General features: G+C 53.7%; 23 protein-coding genes and 3 pseudogenes. 13 read left to right on the forward strand and 13 right to left on the reverse strand.

Features of this window, described 5'->3' with window-relative positions:
• The first annotated feature begins 25 nt into the window (after window positions 1–25).
• From AACH44_RS20100 to AACH44_RS20115, 4 genes and pseudogenes are all read left to right on the forward strand, one after another.
• Window positions 26–1,880, forward strand: a pseudogene (locus AACH44_RS20100) (type VI secretion system tip protein VgrG).
• Between the two features lie 63 nt (window positions 1,881–1,943).
• Window positions 1,944–2,384, forward strand: a complete 441-nt coding sequence (locus AACH44_RS20105) for a DUF1795 domain-containing protein (protein ID WP_261849310.1) — start codon at window positions 1,944–1,946, stop codon at window positions 2,382–2,384.
• 17 nt (window positions 2,385–2,401) lie between these two features.
• Complete coding sequence (locus tag AACH44_RS20110) at window positions 2,402–6,544, forward strand: RHS repeat-associated core domain-containing protein (protein WP_338659419.1); 4,143 nt, start codon at window positions 2,402–2,404, stop codon at window positions 6,542–6,544.
• Complete coding sequence (locus AACH44_RS20115) at window positions 6,541–6,912, forward strand: hypothetical protein (protein ID WP_338659314.1); 372 nt, start codon at window positions 6,541–6,543, stop codon at window positions 6,910–6,912. Before AACH44_RS20110 ends, AACH44_RS20115 begins: the two co-directional genes overlap by 4 nt.
• Before the next feature lie 60 nt (window positions 6,913–6,972).
• Here the strand turns inward: AACH44_RS20115 and AACH44_RS20120 are convergent, their stop codons facing one another.
• Window positions 6,973–7,197: a SymE family type I addiction module toxin gene (locus AACH44_RS20120; RefSeq protein ID WP_129709937.1), complete on the reverse strand. Its 225-nt coding sequence runs from the start codon at window positions 7,195–7,197 to the stop codon at window positions 6,973–6,975.
• A 78-nt stretch (window positions 7,198–7,275) separates the two neighbouring features.
• Entirely contained in the window at window positions 7,276–7,647 is a 372-nt protein-coding gene (locus AACH44_RS20125) for a helix-turn-helix domain-containing protein (RefSeq protein WP_261850223.1), read from the reverse strand.
• Window positions 7,648–7,799: 152 nt separating this feature from the next.
• On the opposite strand from AACH44_RS20125, the gene AACH44_RS20130 reads away from it, so the two are divergent.
• The 6 genes and pseudogenes from AACH44_RS20130 (at window position 7,800) to AACH44_RS20150 (ending at window position 13,503) form a co-directional block, all read left to right on the forward strand.
• Window positions 7,800–10,694: a DNA primase gene (locus AACH44_RS20130; protein WP_338659313.1), complete on the forward strand. Its 2,895-nt coding sequence runs from the start codon at window positions 7,800–7,802 to the stop codon at window positions 10,692–10,694.
• A 44-nt stretch (window positions 10,695–10,738) separates the two neighbouring features.
• Window positions 10,739–11,782: a site-specific tyrosine recombinase XerC gene (xerC, locus tag AACH44_RS20135; protein ID WP_338659312.1), complete on the forward strand. Its 1,044-nt coding sequence runs from the start codon at window positions 10,739–10,741 to the stop codon at window positions 11,780–11,782.
• Window positions 11,783–12,150: 368 nt separating this feature from the next.
• Window positions 12,151–12,501, forward strand: coding sequence for a hypothetical protein (locus tag AACH44_RS20140; RefSeq protein WP_261850227.1), 351 nt, complete (start codon window positions 12,151–12,153; stop codon window positions 12,499–12,501).
• Between the two features lie 229 nt (window positions 12,502–12,730).
• Window positions 12,731–12,817: pseudogene (locus AACH44_RS21295) on the forward strand (RHS repeat-associated core domain-containing protein); the annotation flags it as partial.
• A gap of 63 nt (window positions 12,818–12,880) precedes the next feature.
• Entirely contained in the window at window positions 12,881–13,174 is a 294-nt protein-coding gene (locus AACH44_RS20145) for a ribonuclease domain-containing protein (RefSeq protein ID WP_338659420.1), read from the forward strand.
• Entirely contained in the window at window positions 13,174–13,503 is a 330-nt protein-coding gene (locus AACH44_RS20150; protein WP_261849312.1) for a barstar family protein, read from the forward strand. Before AACH44_RS20145 ends, AACH44_RS20150 begins: the two co-directional genes overlap by 1 nt.
• 73 nt (window positions 13,504–13,576) lie before the next feature.
• Here AACH44_RS20150 and AACH44_RS20155 read toward each other — a convergent pair.
• Together AACH44_RS20155 and AACH44_RS20160 are read right to left on the reverse strand one after the other, a co-directional pair.
• Window positions 13,577–13,879: pseudogene (locus tag AACH44_RS20155) on the reverse strand (SymE family type I addiction module toxin).
• A 4-nt stretch (window positions 13,880–13,883) separates the two neighbouring features.
• Window positions 13,884–15,040, reverse strand: a protein-coding gene (locus AACH44_RS20160; RefSeq protein ID WP_261849313.1) for an IS3 family transposase whose coding sequence is annotated in 2 segments (ribosomal slippage) — window positions 13,884–14,779 and window positions 14,779–15,040 — 1,158 coding nt in all. Because the reading frame shifts where the segments join, the coding sequence is not laid out codon by codon here.
• Window positions 15,041–15,106: 66 nt separating this feature from the next.
• On the opposite strand from AACH44_RS20160, the gene AACH44_RS20165 reads away from it, so the two are divergent.
• Window positions 15,107–15,298 (forward strand): hypothetical protein, encoded by a 192-nt coding sequence (locus AACH44_RS20165; RefSeq protein WP_261849389.1) that lies wholly within the window; start codon window positions 15,107–15,109, stop codon window positions 15,296–15,298.
• 297 nt (window positions 15,299–15,595) lie between these two features.
• On the opposite strand, the gene AACH44_RS20170 is transcribed toward AACH44_RS20165, so the two are convergent.
• Window positions 15,596–16,846 (reverse strand): type II toxin-antitoxin system HipA family toxin, encoded by a 1,251-nt coding sequence (locus tag AACH44_RS20170; RefSeq protein WP_261849314.1) that lies wholly within the window; start codon window positions 16,844–16,846, stop codon window positions 15,596–15,598.
• Entirely contained in the window at window positions 16,843–17,151 is a 309-nt protein-coding gene (locus AACH44_RS20175) for a transcriptional regulator (RefSeq protein WP_425606610.1), read from the reverse strand. The genes AACH44_RS20170 and AACH44_RS20175 overlap by 4 nt, the downstream gene beginning before the upstream one ends.
• Before the next feature lie 315 nt (window positions 17,152–17,466).
• Between AACH44_RS20175 and AACH44_RS20180 the strand changes: the two genes are divergently transcribed.
• Window positions 17,467–18,024 carry a hypothetical protein gene (locus tag AACH44_RS20180; RefSeq protein ID WP_261849315.1) on the forward strand — a complete coding sequence of 186 codons (558 nt, stop codon included), beginning with the start codon at window positions 17,467–17,469 and terminating at the stop codon, window positions 18,022–18,024.
• Window positions 18,025–18,066: 42 nt separating this feature from the next.
• Here AACH44_RS20180 and AACH44_RS20185 read toward each other — a convergent pair whose 3' ends face one another.
• Window positions 18,067–18,612: a hypothetical protein gene (locus AACH44_RS20185; RefSeq protein WP_261849316.1), complete on the reverse strand. Its 546-nt coding sequence runs from the start codon at window positions 18,610–18,612 to the stop codon at window positions 18,067–18,069.
• Window positions 18,613–18,747: 135 nt separating this feature from the next.
• On the opposite strand from AACH44_RS20185, the gene AACH44_RS20190 reads away from it, so the two are divergent.
• A complete protein-coding gene (locus tag AACH44_RS20190; RefSeq protein ID WP_261849379.1) occupies window positions 18,748–18,837 on the forward strand; it encodes a DUF596 domain-containing protein in 90 nt (29 codons plus the stop codon).
• A gap of 10 nt (window positions 18,838–18,847) precedes the next feature.
• Here AACH44_RS20190 and AACH44_RS20195 read toward each other — a convergent pair whose 3' ends face one another.
• From AACH44_RS20195 to AACH44_RS20220, 6 genes are all read right to left on the reverse strand, one after another.
• Entirely contained in the window at window positions 18,848–20,062 is a 1,215-nt protein-coding gene (locus AACH44_RS20195; RefSeq protein WP_261849317.1) for an AI-2E family transporter, read from the reverse strand.
• 93 nt (window positions 20,063–20,155) lie between these two features.
• The gene (locus AACH44_RS20200) at window positions 20,156–20,656 is read right to left on the reverse strand and encodes a GrpB family protein (RefSeq protein ID WP_261849318.1); all 501 of its coding nucleotides are present in this window, start codon (window positions 20,654–20,656) and stop codon (window positions 20,156–20,158) included.
• 106 nt (window positions 20,657–20,762) lie between these two features.
• A complete protein-coding gene (gene lldD / locus AACH44_RS20205) occupies window positions 20,763–21,923 on the reverse strand; it encodes an FMN-dependent L-lactate dehydrogenase LldD (RefSeq protein ID WP_261849319.1) in 1,161 nt (386 codons plus the stop codon).
• 225 nt (window positions 21,924–22,148) lie between these two features.
• Window positions 22,149–23,588 carry an aldehyde dehydrogenase gene (gene aldA, locus AACH44_RS20210; RefSeq protein WP_261849320.1) on the reverse strand — a complete coding sequence of 480 codons (1,440 nt, stop codon included), beginning with the start codon at window positions 23,586–23,588 and terminating at the stop codon, window positions 22,149–22,151.
• A gap of 289 nt (window positions 23,589–23,877) precedes the next feature.
• On the reverse strand, window positions 23,878–24,807 hold the full coding sequence (locus AACH44_RS20215; protein WP_261849321.1) for a lysozyme inhibitor LprI family protein: 930 nt from the start codon (window positions 24,805–24,807) through the stop codon (window positions 23,878–23,880).
• A gap of 60 nt (window positions 24,808–24,867) precedes the next feature.
• The gene (locus tag AACH44_RS20220; RefSeq protein ID WP_338659628.1) at window positions 24,868–25,965 is read right to left on the reverse strand and encodes an acyl-CoA desaturase; all 1,098 of its coding nucleotides are present in this window, start codon (window positions 25,963–25,965) and stop codon (window positions 24,868–24,870) included.
• Window positions 25,966–25,968 lie beyond the last annotated feature (3 nt).

A 25,968-nucleotide genomic window follows, 5' to 3' on the forward strand; every position in this document is an offset into this window, starting at 1 on the left:
TCATCACGGAAGCGAGGGAATCAACGTGGCAAACAGTACAGGATTACAGTTCACGGTAACGGTCGGCGCCCTGCCTGCCTCGACCTTTGCCGTGGTGGATTTTCAGCTCAGCGAGGCACTGAACCAGCCGTTTGCCCTGTCGCTGAATCTGGCCAGCCCGTTGCCCGGCATCGACTTTGGTGCAGTACTCGACCAGCCGTGTGAGCTGCTGGTGTGGTACGAAGGCGAACTGAAGCGCCGGGTCAGCGGCATGGTCAGCGCCTTTGCCCAGGGCGACACCGGCTTTCGTCGCACCCGCTATCAGGCAGAAGTACGTCCCGCGCTGTGGCGGCTGGGGCTGCGTACCAACGCCCGTATTTTTCAGGCGCAAAAGCCGGAGGCGATTATCGGTACGTTGCTGGAAGAGTCCGGTATCACCGATTACGCCTTTGCACTGCGTCACGACCACGCCCCGCGCGAATACTGCGTGCAGTATCGGGAAAGCGATTTGGCGTTTGTCACCCGACTGGCGGCAGAGGAAGGGCTGTATTTCTTCCATGAGTTTGAAGAGAGTAAACACCGCGTCGTTTTTGCGGATGATGCAGGCGCACTCAGTAAAGGCCCGGAACTGTTCTTCAACCTTGCTACACAGGGCCTGAGCGAAGGCGACTATGTCCGTCGTTTCCGCTATGCCGAGCGTGTCAGTACCGCCGAAGTCGCGCTCAAGGATTACAGCTTCAAAACCCCCGCCTATGGTCTGCTGCACAGCAAGATGGGCAGCGAGCTAGAACACCAGCGCGAAAGTTATCAGCACTTCGACTACCCCGGCCGCTTCAAGCAAGACCCAAGCGGCAAAGCCTTTACCGGCTACCGGCTGGATGCGTTAAGAGCAGGAGCGATGACCGGCTCTGGCGAATCGAATGCCGCGATGCTGATGCCGGGCAGCAGCTTTACCCTGACGGAGCACCCTAACCCGACGCTGAATAGTGGCTGGCAACTGGTGGCGATAACGCACAGCGGGCAACAACCGCAGGCGCTGGAAGAGGAAAGCGGCGGCGAACCCACCACCTACAGCAACAGCTTTGAGGTTATCAGTGCCAAATCGACCTGGCGTGCCGACCTGCCGTACAAACCGATGGTGGACGGCCCGCAGATTGCCACCGTGGTGGGGCCAGCAGGTGAGGAAATCTACTGTGACGAATACGGCCGCATCAAACTGCAATTCCCGTGGGACCGCTACGGCGCCAGTGACGACCAGAGCTCCTGCTGGGTGCGGGTGAGTCAGGGCTGGGCGGGCGGTCAGTACGGGCTGATAGCCATCCCGCGTATCGGCCACGAGGTGATTGTCAGCTTCCTCGAAGGTGACCCGGACCAGCCGATTGTCACCGGCAGAACCTTCCACGCCACCAATCCGTCGCCGTACCCGCTGCCCGCCAACAAGACGCGCACCTCACTGCGCACTTCAACGCACAAGGGGGCCGGGTTCAACGAACTGCGCTTTGAAGACCAGGCCGGGCAGGAAGAAGTGTTCATCCATGCTCAGAAAGACATGAACACAGTAGTGCTGAACAACCGTAAGACCACCGTCACGGCTGACCATGAGGAAAGCGTGGGCGGTAATCAAACGGTGTCAGGTGAAAGACCAGTTCACCAGGATTCAGGGGCAGCAAGCCTTCATCATTTCCAGCCATCGTGGCACCGTCGTCGGTGATGCGGAAGTGCAAGGTGAGGCGCACGACAGCCTACAGGTGAAAAACAACATTGCCGTGACGTCTGTCAATGGCAGCATCACGCTGACAGCAGGGGCAAGTTCGCTAACCCTTTTCAACAACGGCGATATCGAACTCAAAGGTGTGAACGTCAATGTCATTGGCAGTTCACGTATTGATTTGAATAAATAATCTGCATATCCGTCCCTCTCTTCAGTAACGGGGCGTTAGATGGGATGAACTGAGGCTTGTATTGTGGCGACCAACTCTTCTGCCTGCTGTATCTTCACCGAAGGGCGCATTACGCTGCCGGACGGTTATCGTGACCGGACAGTGAACGCGCTGGTACCCGAAAAAGAGGGCGAGCCCGCCTTTACGGTAGCGCGTGACTCGCTGGAAGCAGGTGAATCACGCAGTGATTATATCGAAAGACAGCTGACGCTGATGTCTCAACATCTTAAAGGGTGGAAAACGCTGGCACGCGATGCCATCTGGCTGGGTTCTCACCTCCTTGAAGGTGAAACCATCAGCGCCAGCTATCTGCGCGAGGGTCGGCGTATGTGGCAACAGCAAGCCGTGTTCGCATTAGATAACGCGCAGATTCTGGTTTTCACCCTATCGAAAACCGCGCCACTCTCTGCTACCGATGCATCTCAGCTCAACGCCCTGCTGGGGAGCTTTACGTTTAACTCGTAACAATAAGGAATATTGTTATGTCTGAAGCTGCGCGTGTTGGTGATGGTATTGGGCACTCTAGTGCATTGGCAGGCATGATTGCCGGTACAGTTGTCGGCGGGTTAATCGCGTTCGCTGGCGGTGTTGCTGCGACAGCCTTATTTGTGGCGGGTCTTGGGAGTTGCCTTTTCGGTGGCATACTTTTGATGGGGCTCAGCGTTGCGGTGGGAATGGCGACAGCGGTGCTGGCAGAAAAAGCCCGCGATGGCGTTGCCGGGCTTATCGGTAGCAGCATGTCAAAAGCCGGCGCCATTAATACAGGTTCACACAATGTGTTCATCAACGGTATGAGAGCCGTTCGCGCCATCCTGAGTGTCGTAAAATGTGATAAAGACGGCCCCTCCATGCAGGTGGCAGAAGGGTCCGCGACGGTATACATCAACAACCAGCCAGCTTCCCGCCTAGGCGATAAAATCAACTGTGGTGCCACCATCACGGAAGGGTCGTCCAATGTTTTCATCGGTGGCGAAACCAAACCCATGCTGCCGGTTAAACCGGAAGTTCCCGCCTGGCTCTATAAAGCCTCGGATTTGACGCTGCTGTTCGCCGGGTTGCTTGGTGGGGTCGGCGGTGTGCCAGGCAAGCTCGGAAAGTTGGGACAGCTTTTACAAAAACTTCCCGGCCTCAATAAACTCCAGCGTATTGCCTGCCGTTTTGGTGTACTGATGACCGGCATCGCCGCCGGAGGGATTATTGCCCGCCCCATTGATATCGTCAGTGGCCAGAAATTTCTGGCCGATGAGGATGAACTGGATTTTATCCTGCCCTCCCGTCTGCCCGTGTACTGGCAGCGTTACTGGCGCAGCGGTAATCCCAGCGACAGCGTGCTGGGAACAGGCTGGAGCCTGTTCTGGGAAACGACGCTGACACGCTATCAAGACAATCTGGTCTGGCGTGCGCCATCGGGCGACCTGATTTCCTTCCCTTTCGTTCCCGTCGGCCATCGAACCTACTGCCCGGCGGAGAAATGCTGGCTGGAGCACCATCAGGATGAAAGCTGGTCGGTTTATGGGCTAGACGGCGAAATCTGGCATTACACTCCGCTGCCTTCGCAGGGAAAAGCGGTGCTTGCACGCATTGCCGAGCCCTGTGGCAATGACATGCTTTTTTTCTGGAACGACGACGACACGCTTAACATACTGAAGGACAGTGCCGGGCGACACCTCACCTGCCGATATCAGGATGGCCGACTGGACAGCGTCTGGCTGGATGAATCGACCTGTCTCGTGCACTATACCTACAATAAGCAAAAGCAACTTGTCACCGTCACCGGGCGGGGCGGTAGCGTGCGCCGTCGTTTTACCTGGCAAGATGACGGGCTGATGACAAGCCATGAAGATGCTAACGGCCTACTCAACGAATATCAGTGGCAGGAGATTGCGGATTTACCCCGCGTAGTGGCCTACCGAAATAGTGCGGGTGAACAGCTCACGCTGGAGTACGACTTTGCAGGACTGCGCAGAACCGCACGCCGGGAAGACGGCCTCGTTTCACTGTGGGAGCTTGACGGTAATGACCACGTCGTTCGCTTTACCGATTACGACGGTCGCGAAACTGAACTGCACTATGCCGATGATGAACTGTGTGAAGTCATTCTACCCGGTGGAGCAAGCCGCAAGACCACCTGGGACAGCTATGGTCGCTTACTCAGTGAAAGCGATCCGCTGAGTCGGGAGACACAATACCAGTGGTATCGGCTGACGGGTAACGTTGCGCTGGTAACGTATGCCGACGGCAGCCAGGAGCAGAGGCAGTATGACGACCTTGACCGGCTAATTGAAGAAATTGACGCGCGGGGAAACCCAACACGTTATCACTACCCTCATGCGCAGGAGAATTTGCCAGACAGCGTGACCGATGCGCTGGGCGGCAGCGTGACACTGGAGTGGAACGAACAAGGGCTCCTGACGGCGCGGACGGACTGCTCGGGGCAGTGCAGCACGTTTGCCTATGATCGCTTCGGGCAACTGCTGAGCACGACCGATGCGGAAGGTCACGCTACCCGACGAGAGTGGGATGCCTGCGGGAAATTGGCGGCAATTATCTACCCGGATGATCGTCGGGAAACACTACTCTGGAATGCCCGCGGCCAGTTGCAGACATGGCGTGATACCCAGCGCAGTGAGATACGCTGGCAGTATAACGACCTGGGTCAGCCCGTCTGTGTCACTGACCGGTTACACCGGACAACCCGCTGGCACTACGATGCACGTGGGCAAGTATTACGGCTGGAGAACGGCAACGGCGCAGCCTACCAGTTTGGTTATGATGCCGTCGGTCGCTTGGTTAACGAGCGGCGTGTGGACGGTGTTGAACTGACCTTCCATTACGACGCCGCCGGTCACCTATGCCAGCGGCTACAGCGCGGGAATGCAGCGAATGAGGACGCCATCCCGCACGTTTATCAGCATGATGCCGCCGGACAACTGGTGCGTCGGGCACATGCCCACGCCGTGTTTCACTACCAGCACTGTGACAGAGGGCAACTGGTTTCGCTAAAACGCGAGCCTACCGAAGAAGGCCTTGCACAGGGGCTCACCGCCGATGAGGTCAGGTTGAGCTATGATGCCGCAGGCTATTTGTCGGGTGAGCATGGCAGTGAGGGGAGCATCACCTATACGCGGGATGCATTGGGGAATGTTAGCACGCTGTCGCTGCCGGAGGGAGACACGCTACGCTGGCTGCATTACGGCTCCGGCCACGTCAGCGCGGTAAAATTCAATCATCAGGTGGTCAGCGAGTTTACCCGTGACCGCCTGCATCGGGAAATCACCCGCACTCAGGGACGACGTGAACAGCGGCGGACATATGATCGTTCAGGCCGTCTGGCCTCACAGTGCAGCGGGCTGTGGGAAGTCGCCGCACCAGAGCAGCAGATATTATCCCGGGCACTGAGCTACACCGCCACCGGGGAACTGGCTTCGGTCAGCGACAGCCTGCGGGGAGACGTTCAGTACGATTACGATGCGGAAGGCCGCCTGCTGAAACGTATTGACGTCCACTGGCAGGTGCATCACCGCGCATACGGCTATGATGCCGCTGACAATATACAGGATAACAACCCTTCCGCCTTTCCGTTATTCGATAATCGCCTGCTGAACTGGCGCAATCTGTGGAATCAGTATGACGGTCAGGGCAATCTGATACGGCGACGTGAAGGCGAAACGGAGCAGTTTTACAGCTATGACGCCGACAATCGCCTGCTGGAAGCCAGAGGTCGGGGACCGCTGGGCGAATTTGTCGCCCGCTATGGTTATGACGCGCTGGGCAGACGCACCCGCAAAACGGTTATCTGGGGCGAAGACGGAAAGCAGAACGACACGCATTTCCTGTGGGAAGGCTTCCGGCTGTTGCAGGCCAGACACGCTGACCGGACAGAAAGTTATGTTTATGACCCGAATGTCTGGTGGTCGCCGTTAGCCCGTATCACCCGGCAAGCGGGAGCACACGACGGCGATATCCGCTGGTTCAACACGGACCTGAACGGCGCTCCGCTGGAGATGACCGATGCAGACGGCGCCGTCCGCTGGAGCGGCGATTACGGCACCTTCGGGGCGCTAAAAGGGCAGACGCAGGACAGCGAAGCACTCCGCCACAGCAAACCGGTCGAACCTCAGCCGTTACGCTACGCCGGACAATACGCGGATGACGAAACGGGTTTGCACTACAACCTGTTCCGCTACTATGATCCCACCGTAGGTCGGTTTACGACGCAGGACCCGATAGGTTTACTTGGGGGAATCCGGCCTCAAGGTTATGTTCATAACCCATTAGAATGGGTTGACCCGTTGGGGTTGACGCCGAAAGAAGGCGGGAAAGATAAAACTGACGAGTCTTATAAAAATAGATCCTTACCCAGAGACAAACATGGGAATCCTGTCCCTGATGTTGATGCTCCTCATACTCAGTTGGGAATGAAGAAGGGTAGGAAAGGTGATTATCTTCAAGGTAGGGAATGGGGATACGATGACAATGGAAAACTTGTACCTAAGAGAGATATAGATTTTACAGATCATGGTCGCCCAGGTAATCACCCTAATCCTCACCAGCATGATTTTATCCCTAACCCGACTGGAGGAACACTTCAACATGGGCCAGCTAAGCCACTGGAGTATCCATGATGAGAGTTGAAATGGGTAAAATGTTTTCTCACGAAAATATTAAGTTGCAGCTAAATGATCTAATAAAAAAAATCCCTGATAACAATTGGAATTGGTATCTGTATGAAATCGATGCGATAGGTTGTGCATTCTATGGCTTGTCTATGCCTGACTTTGAAGAGTTGGTTTTATCGAAAGAATACGGACTAGAAATGACGTGGGATGAAGTGAAACTATTAGCTAATCATCTAGATGATATAAAGACATTTTTTATAGTGGCTAGTCCTGATCTATTATCATATGTTGATGTTGATGTTGATAATTTAACTAATTGTTTTGCGATAATTAATGTCTTCGATAGTTCATCTTGGGAAGTTAAAATAAAATAAATAAAAGCCGGAGGCGATCTCACGATCCTTCCGGCTTTTTATTTTATTAGCGGTCAGCCGCTATAAATTAATCTGCGTCTCAATAATAATCCTGCCTCTTTCCACCGTGACGGTAACGGGCATCCCGGTGATAAAGCCGGACTCTTCCAGCCAGCGGCCTTTCAGGTTGATGGCGGAGGGCGGGTTGGGCTTGCCGTTGTGCGATGCGTATCCCACGGTGTAGTAACGCTCTGTTCTGGCGGGTTTATTAAGTGTGACGTCTGACTTAGAATGTGCCTTAGCCATAGTAACTACTCCTGTTAGTTGCTTGTGGTGAGCGGCGTGGGTGAGGTGCGAACTCATCTTCGCCGCGTTATTTATCCGTCAGTTACGCGCCTGAGCAATCAGGGCGCTTAACATCTCCGAAATCATCTTCTGTTTTGCCTTGGGCAAACTGTCTATCTCTTCAATAAGCTGTTGCCATTTTGGCATCGGGCCACGTTTACGGGCGGCCTTCTCCGCTTCCTCGCCGAGTAAATCCTCAAGAGAAACTGATAACACTCTCGCCACGGCTGGGAGTATGGAAATCTGTATGCGTCGCCTTCCTGCTTCCCATGCCTGTACGGCCTGCTGGGAGACGTTCAGCGCCTGTGCAACCTGCGTCTGTGTCATCCCTGCGTCTTTCCTTAGCGAGGTTATCCGCTTACCCAGCTCAGTGATAAATACCTGTTCTTCATTGCTTATCGGTGCGGCCATAGTCGTTTTACCTGAAATCCTTTGTGACCTGATGACCATAATCTACTCCATGTTTTACATTATACTGTTGTAAATACTACTAGCTGATGTATATACTTGTCGAGTTATTTTTACCCAGACCCTATTGACAGGTATTTACAGGAGTTCCCGATATGGCACGCATCCCCGAATCTGAGTTGCAGCACCTGAAAGCCGCCGTGTCACTGGTTGAGGTGGTGCGTGGTCAGGGAAGAAAGGTGGTGAAGCGCGGTAAGGACTATGCGGTGCTGTGTCCGTTCCATCAGGAAAACACGCCATCGTGTGTTATCTCACCGGAGAAGAACCTGTATCACTGCTTCGGCTGTGATGCAGGCGGCTCGGTGCTGGACTGGGTGATGAAGACGGAAGGACTGAGCCTGCCTCATGCGGTCGATAGGCTGCGGGGGGAACTGGGTAGCGTGCCAGTCGCCGCCCCGTTGCCGCCTGTGTCGGATATCGCTAATGAACAGGAAAGGCAGGAGCTGCTTAGCCGCGTGGTTGAGTTCTATCACCATACGTTGCTCAATGCGCCGGAGGCCATCGCCTATCTGGAAAAGCGTCGCCTGAATCATCCTGAGTTAGTCGCTGCCTTTAAACTGGGGTTCGCTAACCGGACGTTGGGCTATCGTCTGCCGTCGAGCAAACTGAAAGACGGGGCCACCGTTCGCAGCCAGTTGCAGGTCATCGGGGTGCTGCGCTCATCCGGGCATGAACATCTGGCGGGGTCGTTAGTCGTTCCGGTTATCGATATGCACGGTCAGGTGCGGGAACTGTACGGGCGCAAAGTGGGTGACCGTCTGCGTGCCGGAACGCCGAATCATCTGTATCTGCCGGGCGCTCATGGCGGGGTGTGGAACGAGCAGGCGTTAGTGGCGAGTAAAACGGTCATCCTGTGTGAATCATTTATCGATGCGATGTCGTTCTGGGTGTCAGGCTACCGCAACGTGACGGCGGCGTATGGGGTGAACGGGTTCACGGAGGAGATGCGCCAAGCGGTTATCCGCCACGGTGTGAAACAGGTGCTTATCGCGTTCGATAACGACGCGGCAGGGGATGAAGGGGCGGTAAAGCTGGCTGCGTCCTTGGTCGCTGAGGGCATCGCGCCGTTCCGCGTGGTGTTCCCGTCGGGGATGGATGCGAACGGCTATCTGTGCAGTGTGGCTGAACCGGAAGCGGCGTTCGGGTTACTGGTTGACGGGGCGTTACCGATGGGGGAAACAGTCAGTGCAGAGCCTGAAAAAGACGCTGAGCCACAGCCTGAAAACCCGTCTCAACCCGCCACCTCTTTAGCCGCCGGGGTTGTGGTTGAAGCGTTGCCGAATAGTGAGGTTGAGATAGCGCTGTCCGGTCAGCAATGGCGCATCCGGGGCATGACGTCAGTGAAAGCGGGCAGCGGCGTGATGAAGGTGAACGCGCAGGTGCTGGACACGGAAAGCGGCGTGGTGTTCGCGGACAGCGTGGATATGATGAGCGCCCGTTCACGGGCGGGGTATGCGCGGCTGGCTGCGTCAGAGCTGGGGCTGGCTGAAAGTGACATCAAACAGCGCTTAGGCCGTGTGCTGCTGGCACTGGAAACGCATCTGAGCCAGCCGGAAACGAGCGGTGAAATCACACAGGATATTACCGATGAACAGCGGGATGCGGCGCTGGCGTTGCTGCGTGACCCGAATCTTATCGGCAGGCTGACGGATGACCTTGCGGCGTGTGGCGTGGTCGGCGAATCAACCAACTTGGTGGCGGGTTATCTGGCGGCGGTGTCGCGCAAGCTGGACAGGCCGTTAGCGGTGTTAATCCAGAGCAGTTCGGCGGCGGGCAAATCCTCGTTGATGGATGCAGTGCTGAACCTTATCCCGCCGGAAGAGCGCTTACAGTACAGCGCGATGACAGGCCAGAGCCTGTTCTATCTGGGTGAAACCAATCTCCAGCATAAAATCCTCGCCATCGCGGAAGAGGAGGGGGTACGGCAGGCGGCGTATGCGCTGAAGCTGTTGCAGAGCGACGGCGAACTGACCATCGCCAGTACGGGTAAGGATGATGCTACAGGCAATCTGGTGACCAAGCAGTACACGGTAAAAGGCCCGGTGATGCTGATGTTAACGACCACGGCCATCGATGTGGATGAAGAGCTGTTAAACCGTTGCCTTGTGCTTACCGTGAACGAATCCCGCGAACAGACGGAAGCAATCCATGCGTTGCAGCGGCACAAGCAGACGCTGGAAGGGCTGCTGATGGAGAACGAGAAAGGCTATCTGACGGAACTGCACCAGAACGCGCAGCGGCTGTTACGTCCGCTTAAAGTGGTCAATCCGTTCGCCAGCCAGTTGACGTTCCTGAGTGATAAAACCCGTACTCGCCGTGACCATATGAAATACCTGACGTTAATCCAGTCTATCGCGCTGTTGCACCAGTACCAGCGGGAAGTGAAGACGGTAGAGCATCGTGGACAGGTTATCGAGTATATCGAGGTTGAGCGGTCAGATATCGTGCTGGCCAATAAACTGGCGCATGAAATCCTTGGTCGCACACTGGACGAGATGCCGCCACAGACGCGGAAGCTGTTGCTGCTGATACAGCAATGGGTAAAAGACAGTTGTCAGCCGAAAGCGGAATACCACTTCACCCGCAAACAGCTACGGGACGCCGTGCAGTGGGGCGATACGCAACTGAAAATCCATCTTGCCCGACTGGTTGAACTGGAATACCTGATGCTGTACAAGCGGGGGCTGACGTTCTGTTATGAACTGCTGTTTGACGGTGATGCACAGGCGGATAACGCGCACCTGTGCGGGCTTATCGACGTGCCGGAAACGCCAGCGAAAACAGTAAAAACGTCAGAGAAAGGTAACTACGACGCCGTCCGGTCGGGGGTAAGTGAAAAACGGTCGGCCTCTGGTCGGGGTGCAGTCGGTGGTCGGTCGGACAAGGCAATCGCTGTTAAAGCCAGTGCTGGCAAGGGGTCTGCGCCATCCGGTCGGGTTAACGGCAAAAGCCCTGTTCCGGCGACACAGGATAAACCCATCGTACCGTAGTTCCCTTATCTGCTTCTTCCCCTCACTCCGCAGGACGCGCCGCCATGACCCGACCCAAACCACCCAGCCCAGAAGCCCTTTATCTTAGCGGCCTGTCACAGACGTTACGCCAGTACACCACGGCGTATCTTGAACACCTGACCGCGACGAACCACAGCCTGCGCACAATCGAATCCTACAGTGAACGGCTGCGCCCGTTCGTGACGTGGTGCGAAGAGCGGGGACTGACGCAGGCGGCACAGGTGAGCCTGTCGGTGCTGGAAGGCTATCAGCGGCATCTTCATGGCTACCGCAAGACGGACGGTAAACCGCTGGCACAGGGTGGGCAGCTTAACCGCCTGACGGCTATCCGTATGCTGTTCCGCTGGCTGCTGCAACGGCATCACATCCTGTACAACCCCGCAGAACAGATGACGCTGCCGAAAGCGGAGAAACGGCTGCCGGCGCAGATACTGAGCGAGGAAGAAACCGAGGCGGTGATGGATGCGCAGGACACCGAGACATTAACCGGACTGCGTAACCGTGCGGTGCTGGAAATGCTGTGGAGCACGGGGCTAAGACGTTCAGAGCTGTCCGGGCTGATGCTGGCCGATGTGGACGTGGGGCGCGGGGTGCTTGTCGTCAGACAAGGCAAGGGGAATAAAGACAGAGTGGTGCCGGTTGGCCTGCGGGCGCTGGTCTGGGTACAGCGCTATCTGGATGCGGTAAGGCCGCGGCTGACGACCAAACACGACAGCGGCTACCTGTTCGTGACGATATGGGGCAAGCGGCTGGCACGGTCAACGCTGACAATACTGGCAGGCCGTGCGATACGGGATGACGCGCACCTGAAAAAAGCCGGGGCGTGTCATGTGTTCCGGCACAGTATGGCAACACAGATGCTGGAGCGGGGCGCGGACACACGACACATCCAGGCGATACTCGGCCATGAGAAACTGGAAACCACGCAGATATACACCCGCGTGGCTATCGGTCATCTGAAACAGGTGCATGAGAAGACGCATCCGGCAGAGCGGAAACCGAAAGCCCGACGCCGGAAGAAAGCTAAAACCGATACCACACCATCGCCGGACAGCCCGAAAAAGTAGCTCACTCTCTTCAAGGCCGTGGTACGGTGCCGGGCAAAAGGCGCGCCGTCCGTGGCGCACCTCTTGCCTTGGTCAGCTAAGGTGCTCCGGCGGTAAATGTCGCCCGGCCAGCGCCAACCTTCATCACTCTCTTCCTGTTACGTTGCTGGCCGAACGTCATTCAACATAATGTGGCATTACGCGCAAGATGCTGGACGCATCCCACGCGTAACACACATTATGTCGGCGCCGGGCAGCCAATGGGCGCGCTGCGGGCTGCTTCGGCAAAGGCGTGCGGCTGGCCGCCGGGGTTCGGCGCTTGGGTAAGGTGTGGCGCACAGGGCTTCGCCCTCTGCTGCGAACATCAGCGTGCTTCCCTGGCTCCGACGGTGTGGCCGCCTTCCCTGGCGGCGCAGGCTCCGGCGTCAATCCTCGGCCAACGTCAACATCAACCCCAAAGCAGAAGCCGCTCCTTCGTCACGGCGCTTAACGGCTTTATGCCCGCCCGGCTGCGTCTGGCTGCGCGGGGTCGCAGTCGGCAGGCTCCTTGCTCCTTCCCCGCTCGCCAGCTTCCGCTACCCGCCCCGGTGTGGCGTGGTCATGCAAACCCGCCGTTCCCTCCGGCACCGTGCAACAGAGCGTCGCAGGCCGACGCTTGCGGACTCTTTGCCGCCCGCACCCGCAGAACCCGCCCGGCTTCCCCAAACGAGTTGCGGAAGCCGTGCGGGTTGCCGTGGTAAACCCCGAAAGACAAAACGACTAATGGCAGCGGCTGCCGCCGCTGCTATGATGTGGCTTATGCAGACAGGGAAGTCACAGCGTGGCGGTAGCGTGTCCGGGGCTAAAAGTGCGCGTCGGGGTGTTCGGGTTAATGTGGTGTTAAACAGGCTGAAAACGCCGTCTGAAAAGGCCGTTGCTTCAATAGGTTAAGTGCGCTAAAAAGTACGACCGTGTCGGGATCGTCCCTATGACCCGATAGGGCTTGCGGGCGGGGATAACCTCTATGCGTATGCGCCGAATCCACTAAGCTGGATCGATCCGTTAGGGCTGAAATGTACTCATTTTGCCAAGAATCCAAAGCAACTCCATGCATCAATTAAAGATAAATGGGGTCACAGCATGACGAAAAGAGACATGCGTGAACTTCAAAATACCGTAGATAGGATTAAATTGAATAAGCCTCATTATTCAAATGACGGGACAACATTTAATAATACTCATTCTATCGGTAATCCTAATAGTCAGCGTCTTGATACTGGCAGTGGACCATATAAAGAATGGACTGTTAAGACACCGGATGCAGGTGGAAATGGGGCAAGGCGTGTAGTAGTCGATACGAAGACGGGGAAGGCTTATTACAGTCATGATCATTATGATTCCTTTATAGAGATCAATCTTGGAGGGTGGAAGTAATGAAAATAGGAAAGAAAGTAAAAATAGACTTTGCGAAGATAAAAACATTAGATGATTTCTATAATGAGCTGTCTGATTTGTTCGGATTTCCTGATTTTTTTGGTAGAAATATCAATGCACTAATAGATTGTTTGTTCAGCTTGCGCTATCCAGAAGATGAGATGACAAAAATTACTGTGTCAACGTCAGAATATCTGTTAATAGAATTGTATAATTTTTCTTTAACAACAGAAGAAATAAAAGAAACATTAATAATTACTATTGAAAACGTAAGCTTAAAATGTAAGGAAAAAGGTCAGGAACCTTCAATTGTTTTATTATTGAAGTAGTTTGAAATAGCCGGAAGTGATCCCCAAGATCCTTCCGGATTTATTATTTAGCCGCTTGCCTGTTACGCCAGCATCACCCGTGCGCTGCCCGGATCACTATCTTACCGGGCAGCCCCTCGATCTCCAGCGATGAACCGAGCAACCCGCTCTGCGTCAGTCAGTCCCCTGCCAGCGTCAGTTCGCCGTTATCGCCAACCCAGTCCGCCCCTTCGGTGTCGCTGCCGTCCAGTTCGCTCATCAATGTGGCCACATCGGTCTCGTCGTCCAGTCGGGTGAGTATCAACCCGTTGCGATACAGACTGATACGGAACATCGCCCCGGCAGTAAAGCCTGCCTGTGCCAGCCCGTCACCTGTAAGGGTCAGTTCGGGCAACATGATCCTACCCACGTAAAGTGGACACAGTTCTAAGCGAGATTCTGGTGAGACCACCACAGGCACTGTGACGACGCCAGCGATTGTAATCGCACTCGATATAATCGAACACCGTTGCTCTCATTATTTCCCGGTCACTAAACCGTTCTCCGTGGATGCATTCCATTTTCAGTGAGTGGAAAAAGCTTTCCACACACGCGTTATCGTAGCAGCACCCTTTTGCACTCATGCTGCCACGCAACTTATGCCGCTTCAGTAATGCCTGATAATCCCCTGAGCAATACTGGCTCCCTCTGTCTGTATGCACGATAACCTGCCTGGGGTGTTTTCTCCGCCACAGCGCCATCTGAAGTGCATCGCAGGCCAGTTGCGCCGTCATCCTCGATGACATCGACCAGCCGATAACCGCCCGTGACCATAAATCGATAACCACCGCCAGATACAGCCAGCCTTCATCGGTTCGTAAGTAGGTGATATCGCCTGCCCACTTCTGATTCGGACCACTGGCACTAAAGTCCTGCTGTAACTCATTTTCTGATACCGGAAGGTGATGCTCACGGTAATTCACCGGACGATATTTTCGCGACGCTTTTGCCCGTAACCCCTGGCGCCGCAGACTGGACGCGATGGTTTTTACGTTGTACATCGGTAACTCATCAGCCAGACGTGGTGCGCCATCATACTGTTTTTCCTTAAAAAAAGCCTCACGAACCGCGTCATCACAGCACACCCGGAACTGTTGTCGTGACGAGCTCAGACGCCGCCGGGTAAGCCAGACATACCAGCCACTGCGAGCGACCCTCAGCACGCGGCACATCGCCTTGATGCTGAACTCGGCCTGATGTTTTTCGATAAAGACATACTTCATTTCAGGCTCTTCGCGAAGTATGTCGCGGCCTTTTGGAGAATGGCCAGCGCTTCTGCCTGTTCAGCCAGTTGCCGTTTGAGGCGGGCGTTTTCGGTGGCGAGTTCATTTTCACATTCGGATGATGTGAGTTGTTGTTGCAGTTTGGTTCGCCAGTTATAGAGCTGGGATTCATATACACAGCGTTGACGGGCGGCCGCAGGAACACCGATACGTTCGGCAAGTTTCAGGGCTTCCTGACGAAATTCAGAAGTGTATTGTTTACGTGGTTTTTTGCTGGTTGATGCTGATTTTGTCATGTGAGTCTCCTCTGTTACTGAGTTTACTCACTTAGTCACGTGTCCACTATTGTTGGGTAGGATCAGTTGCAGACCAGACACGCTGACCGGACAGAAAGTTATGTTTATGACCCGAATGTCTGGTGGTCGCCGTTAGCCCGTATCATCCGGCAAGCGGGAGCACACGACGGCGATATCCGCTGGTTCAACACGGACCTGAACGGTGCACCGCTGGAGATGACCGATGCAGGCGTTGCATCCGGAACGTTGGTCAGGTGAAACAAGAAACTGGCAACCAATAAGTACCGTGATATTGAATCCAGAGCGGGAAAAACAGGCCGCCTAAATCAGCAGGGGGTGACAACAACCTTGACACTGACCGTGACGACCTCAGCGCCTATTTCAACACCTGCGCACATTTGATTCCGGCATTGCTGGTAATCAGTGAACAAGCCACATCAGCTCACACGGCAAACTGTCCTTATTGGCTGGCGTTTTGTCCTTATTCCTCCTAAATATAGAGACACTTACCGCTATTCTGTCCTTATAAATACACGCCAATAAAACCGGCCAGCCCTACACATTAAACGCCTCTTGTTTGGCAAGTTGCTCGCTGCGGTTGATACCTAGCTGGTTGGCGACAGTTTGCCAACCTTTCACTGCGCCAAGTACCTCGTCATAGATACGAGTTGCGTCCTCGCGGCTTAAGCGGAAGAAATCGATCACCTCGAAGGCCAGTGCATAGTCGAGTTCATTAGCGGTGTCGGTAATATTGAGATGCAAGCCATGCTTACCCACTATCGGGTTCAAATCGTATGCCGGAGATAACTTCCAGCCTTTATCAGTGAGCAAAAAACCATGATTTCTGAGGTGATCATCCGTGTTGGACACCGCAATATTAAACATGATTCTTCGCCATAGCTGGGCAAGGTCGGCTTTGGTTTGCGCACCGCTATTACTTAAAAATTCTGCGATTTCCAGATAGCTGGCACCGTCGGGTTGCTCGCCGTCATAATATTGTAGTTCCGTCATGGCCGATGAGAAATGAATCCGTTTATCACCCACGCGGTCAAAACGTTTAGTCAGGAAAGTGTGATATTCAGAAGAAAATTTGCGTATTTCACTCGGAAACATATCGATACCCGCAGCCAGCGCAAGCTGGTAACACACCATTTCCCAGGCTCCCACATCAAATGTATCGTTCTGATTGGGGAATTTGGCAATCCACAGATGACCGTCTGAATCGGTCACACACGCTTTGGGTCTGGCACCACCCAGTGATGATCCCGGAGAAATCAGCATATTGAGCCAGCGGTAATAATCATCGCTGTCGATGTTGTCATCCCGCTCAATATTCATGGCTGCATGTTCCAACTCACGTAGCGACGCCATCGGTGGAGCGGAAAATTCGGTGTTATTGTCTAAAAAATCTTGCGATTCCGCCATCTTAAAGCGAATACCGCCCATTCGATAGGAATCGTGAACACCCAGAAGATAATCCAACTCCGTCAGTTTCGTGGTCGCTCGCAGGCCTTTTCGATATTCAATTGCAGCACAGCGCTGCATCAAAATGCGTCCCCAGCGATCGGGAGAGGAATCCAGAAAGGCACGGAAATTTTTATCTGCCAAATCGTTATAAAGCTCCCCACTGTGCAACGCCAACAAGGGATCGATCTGCAAACGATAGCTGGATGTCAAAAAGTGTTTATCATAGGTAAAGCTGAACACACCGCCACGGCTGGTTTCTGCAAACGTCAAATGACCCATCAATAAAGGTGTATCAATCGGCATCCAGGACGCATACACCTCAACGATGGATCGGCTCATTTCGTGCCCTCCAACAGCTTGATATCCTGTAACTTCATGCCAACTTCATCGTAAGCCGCAAGTTTGGCAAAGTTATCTTCCATGCCCAGTACGGCCATGACCTTTAAGTAAGCCCCTATCGCCACGCCCGGATCGCCAGCGAAGATTTTATTAACAGTTTTGTGATCAAATCCCGTACGGTCGCAGATTATTTTTTTGGTAAATCCACGACGTTTGACGGCAAGCAGTAAATCCTCACCAAACGCGGTCAGTGTCCTACGTTGCTTTGGAAAAAGCACCCTGTACATGTCTCGCTTGGCCATCATCTACCTCACATAAAAATAGGACTATATTCCCAGTATTGATTTATTAATGGGAATATAGTCCCACATTGTCAGGTAATCAATGTAGCGAAGAGCAAAAATCAAACAACATAGGACTGTATTCCCATTTTTGGCGACATTATGGGAATATAGTCCTATTACCTGTTCTATCTCATGTAAATGACGACAAGATCATCCCACGTTTTCATCCGTCAGATGATTGATCAATTTTTTCACCATCAGTAGGCTCGGTCATATAAACCGCCATTGAGCACCATCTTGAGAAATCCACATCAGTGAAAACAGGGAAAAACCGCCATGCGTTATCTCGTCCTCCCGGTCATTCTTCTTGCCTTAACTGGCTGTCAGGCAATCACTACCTTCGATAAATACGCCACGATGCGCCTTTACGAAGTGTATGAAGCTGAGAATCTTTCCGCCTGCGATTACAAGCCTAAATTTCGCGACTGTACCGTGGGTAAGCGCTCTTTTGATGTCAAAATATCCGACGATAAGAGCAAAATTGCGTTAGTAGTCAGACAGCGCTATGCCTATTTCGGCTTCACGCGTGATGATTTTGCACGGCAGACGCAGCCGCTGCGTGATTTCCTGGTTTGGGCACAGGATCCGACCGCGAAAGATAAACAGATTAAACAGTTACGCAAAGCCGGAAACGTTGGCGGCAGCCTGTATGACAACAGAGAAGTGGAATATCAGTACGATTATCTGCACACGCGTGCCAATGTTCAGCTACTCGTCGTTAAACCCCATGAAAACGCCGATTCCTACGGTCTGACCGTCGACGAAGTGAAAAACCTGCTATCGGTCATGGATGACTGGTATGCCGACACGTTTTCTGGGAAACAGCTAACGTAGGTTCGGTGAGACGGCCAGACAGCGTCACTGTCTGGCCAAGCATTAAAAATGCTGCATTCTGGAAGAAAATTGTCCACAGTTCTTCAACATTAAATCTTTGACTGGCCTGCGGTCGTAGTAGCCTTTTTCAGTTTTGAACACTTCGTAGATTTCGAGGCGGCGTGGCGAATAAGCACCAGCAAACTCGCCGGTGACGTAATAGTAATTCCCGACCACAGGTTTAAACGTGATGGTACTAAATCCACCATTCGTAGCAATCATTCTGACCGCAATATTGTGTTGCGCGCTGACCCAAAATTCACGAATCATCGTTGGCGTTTCTGGGATTTCAGGGAAGCCGAGTTCTTTATTATTGAGTTTAGTTTGGAACCCAAACGCATTATTGGTATAGCCATTTTCTGGTGCATCAATATTAATACATCTGTCAGTCGTCGGATAAACGCGAACATAGTCGAGGTTGCGATTATCGAACGTCATACCCACACGTTCAGCGCCCTGATAATCCTCCAGTTTATGACTATAGGTCGCAACCGAACACCCGCTGAGTAATGCTGCACTCACCCCGATTAGAATAATTTTCCCAAACATAACCATCCATTACCTTTATAAAATCAGAACGTCCTGATTATTTTTCGCCGTTTTTCTTCGGAAATTTATGTTGTATGACCTCACCTTAAGCACTATCGATAAACCTGGCAATGCTTATCCGAAATACGTGCCGGGCTGAAAGACGAATTTGGCCTCTGGCTCTTTGCCAAAGCCCCCGCAGGCGTCGTGTGGATCACGCCCGAGGGGCAAGAGAGTTGGACTTAACGCAAGCGACTCATTCTACCTTCTTATTCTCCGCGCCTTGGCTTTCCACCGTTTGCTCAGTTGCCGTCTTGCTGTCCAAAGGTCGACCCGCCGTCGCATTGGTTTCTTCCGGGTTCACAGTGCTCGCGTACAGGCGGCCTTCTTCGATAAAATCTTCGTCGATGCCTTCAATATTTTCCTGATTATCACGTCCGGACAGGATGTTCCAACAGGCGATGAACAACGCAGCAATCAGCGGGCCAATCACAAAACCATTAATGCCGTAGATTTCCATGCCACCCAGCGTGGCGATCAGAATCAGATAATCCGGCATTTTGGTGTCTTTCCCCACCAGCAGCGGACGCAGAATGTTGTCCACCAGCCCAATCACCAGCACGAAGAAAGCAACAATGAAGATGGCTTGCCAGAGCATATCCGTCGCGAACAGGAAGATAGCAGCAGGCACCCAGATAATCGCCGAGCCCACGGCGGGGATTAGCGACAGGAACGCCATCAGCGAGCCCCATAGCAGGCTGCCTTCGATCCCTGCAATGGAGAACGCAATACCGCCCAATGTCCCCTGCACAATCGCCACAACCACGGTGCCTTTCACTGTCGCCCGAGATACGGCGGCAAACTTCACCAGCAGGTGATGCTTAACATGGGTAGAAAGCGGTAGCGATTCCAGAATCAGGTTGACCAGATAGGCACCGTCTTTCAGGAGGAAGAAAAGCAGGTAGAGCATCACCCCAAAACCGATGAAAAAGGTGAATGTCCCTTTGCCGATCAGCAGCACGCTTCCCGCCAGATATTGCCCACCTTTCAGCACAACCTGCGAAAGCTCTTGCTGTATTTTGGCGGCGTTATCCAGATTGTGTTCCGCGAGGAAATGTCGCGCCCACTTCGGCAGATGCTGAATTAGCTCCGCCAGCACCACCGGGAATTGCGTATTACTGTCCTGCAATCGGGTGTAAACCCCGTTAATTTCAACCACCAGCGAGGAAACAATGATCCCCAATGGAATGAAGACGATCAGGAAGATGATCAGGACGGTCAGCAACGAGGCTATGCCGTTGCGATCGTTTAATTTTTGCCGAATTTTGCTTTTCAGCGGATGGAAGATAATGGCCAGCACCGCCGCCCATAAGATGGCGGAATAATACGGCGCCAGTATGTCAAAAAACGCCAGCGTGACGATAAATAAGATAAGGATGAAGAATCCCTTCGTAAGCCCTTTAATATTCACAACGATTTCCCCTTCGTTCAATCTACTCACGAAATATAGAACGAAGTGGGGCGTTTGCAATACAGGAAAAAGCGCATAATGCTGAGGGAATGGCTATACACGATCCTCATGCGTTGCGATAAAGTCATTTTTTAACCGACTATACTCGGCGGCATCGTTGTCACATGCCAGCGCAGCAGCACGCTTTATTGCCGCGTATTCCGCACATACAGAAGGATTTGCCCGCAGATAATCACGAAAAGCCAGATGCCGCTGAATATGCGCGTCACCCACCACAAAAGCGTGAAGATGGTGAGTACGCACATCACCGCCTTTAGTGTAATAACGCCGCCCCGCGATCCCATTTTCACCGCGCGGATGATAGCCCAAATCGATCATGACGCAATCTAGCCTGTCCAAATCGGACAGCAAAACCACCTCCAGCAGCATATCAATCACCGGTTTAGCGGGTAACCCCAGCACGGCCGTGCTACCAATATGGTGGATTCTCACCGCAACGTCACCGAGCGCCTGCGCTATCGCACCCGCCTCCGTTGCGTAATTCGTCACCCATTGTGGATCGTAATCCACCACGGCAATCGTGCGCTTGCCCATTCACTTATCTTCCCCAACGTTGTGCTATCCCGTAAAGGTTATCAACGTTCAGAGGAAGGTTCAAAAGCCATCACGCGACGAGTGACTCTCACCGCGTCATCCGTGCTTACAGGCTATCCAATCGCCGCTGGGTCGCCTGTACCAGTGAATCCGTGGTGATGTCGGCAATGGATTTGGCACCCGTGAGCGTCATCGCCACTCGCATCTCTTTTTCGATCAGGTTCAGCAGGTTAACCACGCCCGTTTCACCCGCTGCCGCGAGTGCGTAGACAAACGCGCGTCCGAGCATCACGCCGTCCGCGCCCAGTGCAATCATGCGCACCACATCTAACCCGGTACGAATACCCGAATCCGCCAGAATGGTGATATCGCCTTTTACCGCATCGGCAATAGCGGGCAGCGCATGTGCCGTCGACAGCACGCCGTCCAGTTGACGACCACCATGATTGGAGACCACGATGCCGTCTGCGCCGAACCTCACCGCTTCTTTGGCATCTTCTGGGTCGAGGATGCCTTTAATGATCATCGGCCCTTTCCACATCTCGCGAATCCATGCCAAATCCTGCCACGAAATAGAGGGATCGAAATTCTCCGCCAGCCAGCCAATATAGTTTTCCAACGTCGTCGGCGTGCCGCGATAGGCAGAAACATTCCCCAAATCGTGCGGCTTACCGTTCAGGCCGACATCCCACGCCCATTGTGGATGAGTAACCGCCTGCAAAACACGCCGTATCGCCGCATTCGGCCCACTCATGCCAGAATGCGCATCACGATAGCGTGCGCCCGGCGTCGGCATATCTACGGTAAATACCAGCGTCTTCACCCCCGCCGCTTGTGCACGCTCCAACGCATTGCGCATAAAACCACGATCTTTTAACACGTAGAGTTGGAACCACATCGGGCGATCGATGGCAGGAGCCACTTCCTCAATCGGGCAGACTGAAACGGTGGATAAGGTAAACGGAATCCCTTTCTGTGCTGCCGCACGGGCAGCCTGTACTTCTCCGCGTCGGGCGTACATTCCGGTCAGGCCAACGGGTGCCAGTACTACTGGCATCGCCAGTTTTTCGCCGAACAGTTGGGTTTCCAGGCTCAGGTCGGACATATTTTTCAGGATACGCTGACGCAGTGCGATATCTGCCAGATCGGCGGTATTGCGCCTGAGCGTGTGCTCGTTGTACGCACCGCCGTCAATATAGTGAAAAAGAAACGGCGGCAGCTTACGCTGCGCCGCCGCCCGGTAGTCCGTTGAAGCAGAGATGATCATCGTCCTTTCCCATCCTTCTTCTGTTTTGTGCCACTGTTATGGTAAGTGGCATGACCGTGAGTGAGGCTGCCTTTAGTGAAATTCATGCTGTTCACTTAAGCCTGCTTTTAGGGGAAACACAGGGGGGTTCCCGCAGGGATGCCTTACCCCTGTGGTCGCCCCGTGTATCTCGATACTTAAGCGATCGGCATGACTTTAGTGAGATTGCCTTTAGTGAAACTGCTTTTAGTGAAATTGAAGGTACGCGACATGCGTTTGCAGATATTCCTGCAAACCGTGCTTACCGTCCGCCCCACCCACACCGGATTTACGCCAACCCGCATGGAAGCCCTGCATCGCCTCAAAGTTTTCACGGTTGATGTAAGTTTCGCCGAATTTCAACCCTTTCAGCGCCTTCATCGCGGTGTTGATGTTTTGAGTATAGATCGACGACGTCAGGCCATATTCGCTGTCGTTCGCCATCGTAATCGCTTCTTCCAACGTGTCGAAGGTCGCGACGGGCAGCACCGGACCAAACACCTCTTCGTGCATGATCGGCATATCCTGTTTCACGTCCACCAGCAGCGTTGGCGGGTAGAAATAGCCCGTACCACTTTCGCGCTGGCCGCCGAGCAGCACTTTCGCGCCCTGTGATACCGCTTTCGCCACTTTGTCTTCTACACGCTGTCGCGCCGCCGCGCTGATCAACGGCCCCATATCCAGCGCTTTTTTCTCCGCCGTATTGCCGAAAGTCACCTGCTCCATCGCAGTTTTAATACGGGAGATAAACTCGTCGTAAATGCCTTTCTGCACGTAAACGCGCTCGGCGCAGTTACACACCTGCCCGCTGTTGATCACGCGGGAGCTGACAATCGCTTTCACTGCCAGATCGAGATCGGCATCGTCCATCACGATGGCGGGCGCTTTGCCGCCCAGCTCCAGCGACACCTTCGTGACGTTCTGCGCCGCCGCCGTCATGGTGGCAATCCCCGCCGCCACGCTGCCGGTCAGGCTGACCATGCCAACTTTCGGGTTTGCGGCCAACTCTTGCCCTACCGTTGGGCCATAGCCGGTAACGAAATTGATGACGCCTTTCGGCAGGCCAATCTTGTGAATGATTTCGGCAAAAATCACTGCATTATTCGGTGTAATCTCGCTCGGTTTGATGACGATGGTATTGCCGGTGATCAGCGCCGGAGCCGCTTTACGCGCGATCAGGAAGAAGGGGAAGTTCCACGGCAGAATGCCGGTCGTGACGCCAATCGCTTTGCGGAAGACGAAGATATTTTCATTCGGGCGGTCGCTCTGAATGATTTCGCCTTCATAACGGCGCGCCCACTCCGCCATGTAGTCGAGGTAGTCAGCGGTGAACAGCACTTCCGTCTGCGCCAGACCGTGCGTTTTGCCGCCTTCTGCGATGATAGTGTCGGTCAGTTCGGCTTCGCGTTCGCGGATACCGTCAGCAATCTTGTGCAGCCAGACGCCACGCTCAACCGCAGGCAGCGCTTCCCAGCCCGGCTGTGCGGCTTCAGCCGCCTCTATCGCTCTTTTTGCATCGTCAGCAGAGCCTTCTGGGATCTGCGAAATGACCTGTTCTGTGGCCGGGTTCACTACGTCAATCCACTTCCCGCTTCTGTTTTCAACAAACTCACCGTTGATGTACATGCTTTTCTGGGTGGTGCTCATGTCAGGCGTCTCCAAAGTAGGATAAGGGAATACCACGCATAAACGAGTTGTTAATAAAACACGTCTTTTTTGTGAAGTTTTGCCATGCTGCGCGATCTGCACTGCATTTACCTTTTCATGGCTGCCATCTCAGTATGGCAAGTGGCAAAAAAGTCATACAGAGAACGTCTGACGTAACACTTTTGCAAAGTATCGGAGAATGCAGGGGAATAACGGCAGAGTGGGAATGAACGGGGCGGTGACAGACGCCGCATTCAGCTACGGCATCTGTCTGTGAAGCAGGGAAATTTTACTGTTCGTCGATTTTTACTATCTCTTCCTTCACCTTCCACTTGCCGCCCACCAGCTCGCGGGTTGTAGCGACCATCGCCTTCTTCTCTTCGGAGTAGGCTTCCGTGGTTTCGACAATCAGGACAGGCTTATTATTGGCTATCTGATAGGTAGACCATTGGTGCCAGCAGCAGCCGCTTTTGGTAAACGTCGTGATGGTCTTACTTTTCTCATCAATCTCGAACAGGCCGAGGTTGGAGCTGGCTAACTCGGTCAGCGGCGCATTCTGGGTAAACTGCTGCTTTTCCACATCAAACAGGTACACATCGTAAGACGGCCCGCCGTAAGCGCCGTTGTTGCCATTACGCAGCATGATATCCGCGTGGTGATCGAAGTTAGCGTCATCAATCACCAGCCCGCTGTTGTTCTCACCGTAGACCTCGACCAGATTCGCGGTGACTTCGCCCTTACTGTTCAGCTCGATGAACATATTTTCCATGTTGATACGCTGGAACAGGTCACCGCGCCCTTTCTTAAAGATATCCAGCGTGCCGGGGCCTTCGCAGGTTGAGTAAGAAGCGTCGAGGTTGCACGTCGCCACGCTGAGAACGAAGTCCCACTGGCCTGATGCCTGCGTAATCAGGGAAATATTCTCACTGCCGGAAAGCGCCTGAATACGGGAAACCATCTCATTCCCCAGACAAACGTCATCCTTACAGCGGTCACGCTCGGCTAGCCACGTGCGCTGTTCCTGACGCGCTTGCGCTTTGTCTTCCTTTTTCACATAACCCTGATAGGCCTTGTTTAATACCGCATCGAGCTGCTGCAAACGGCTGCTGGCACAAATCATTTTCTCGGTGTCTGTGCTGGCCTTGCTGCAATCCATCGCCCAGACGGACGAGGTGAAGAAAAACAGCAGGGATGAAACGGCCAGAGATAAATAACGCATGAAGTCTCGCTCCTTGAATACAGATGAAAACCTAACTGATTAATAAATATAGATAACGGGCTATTTCTTGCTGCCCTTTCCCATCTTTTTAAGAAAGCGCTGTTGTTCAACTAAAATCGCTTTCAACGTAATGCATTGATAATCAATGCCGTAACGCGGGGCAACCTCCGCAATAATTTTCGACAGCGCAGGGTAGTGCCGATGATTCCAGTTGGGGAAAATATGGTGGGTCAGGTGCATATTGAGCTGCCCCAACCAGTAGCCAAGCCAGGCGGGCCGAGTCGTCCAGTCCACCGTGGTGGAAAAGACGTGCTGATAGCGGCCATGCCTGAATAAGCCATCTTCCGGTGCCTGATAGAACGTCCCCTTTGCCCAGTGCGACCCCAGAATCAGGACGACAAAAATCAGCGATGACAGCATTTGGCTCAGCAGATAAACCAGCAACAGCGCACCGGCGCTGACGGGTGTCGGCGACAGCAGACAATAGGGGATCGCCAATGCCAGCAGAGCATGCAGCGCTTTTGATAACAGGAAAATACCCCAGCCCTTACCGCCTTGAAGCGTCATATTACGCGTCACTTGCGTTTTCCCCGCACGATCGAGCCAGTCAAAAAACCAGATGATGCAGGGGAAGGTCAGCGACGCCACCATCGGCCAGTAGTAGCGCTGGGCGCGCATAAAAAAGCGAAACCGGTGGTAGGGTGATTGCCGCAAGACGCCGTTCTCTTCGATATCCAGATCGTAGTGCTGCACGTTGACGTGCGCATGATGAAAAATCACATGCCGCACTCGCCAGCAGTCGGAATCCATGCCGAGCGGAATACTCACCACAATATTGAGCAGGCGATTCGCCCACGGCCGTCGGAAAAAGACGTTATGCGAGGCGTCATGCACCACGTTCACCGCCAGAAACATGGCGGTAAAAATAAAGCCAAAGTAACAACCAGCAAACCCCCACAGCGTCGTCTGCCAGAGGCTGAAACCATAAAACGTCAGACACAGCGCCACCAGAAACAGCATCTTGCCGATAAACCCAGCGTTGGCAAAACGGTGATCGCCCGCTGCTGCCAGATAGTCATTCGCGGCCTTCATCAGCGCCCGATGCAATGCCAGATCGCGACCTTGTTCATAGCGTAGCGGCTTCAGCGGTGCGAGCATCAT

Source organism: Pectobacterium araliae (genome assembly GCF_037076465.1).
Taxonomy (GTDB): Bacteria; Pseudomonadota; Gammaproteobacteria; order Enterobacterales; family Enterobacteriaceae; genus Pectobacterium; species Pectobacterium araliae.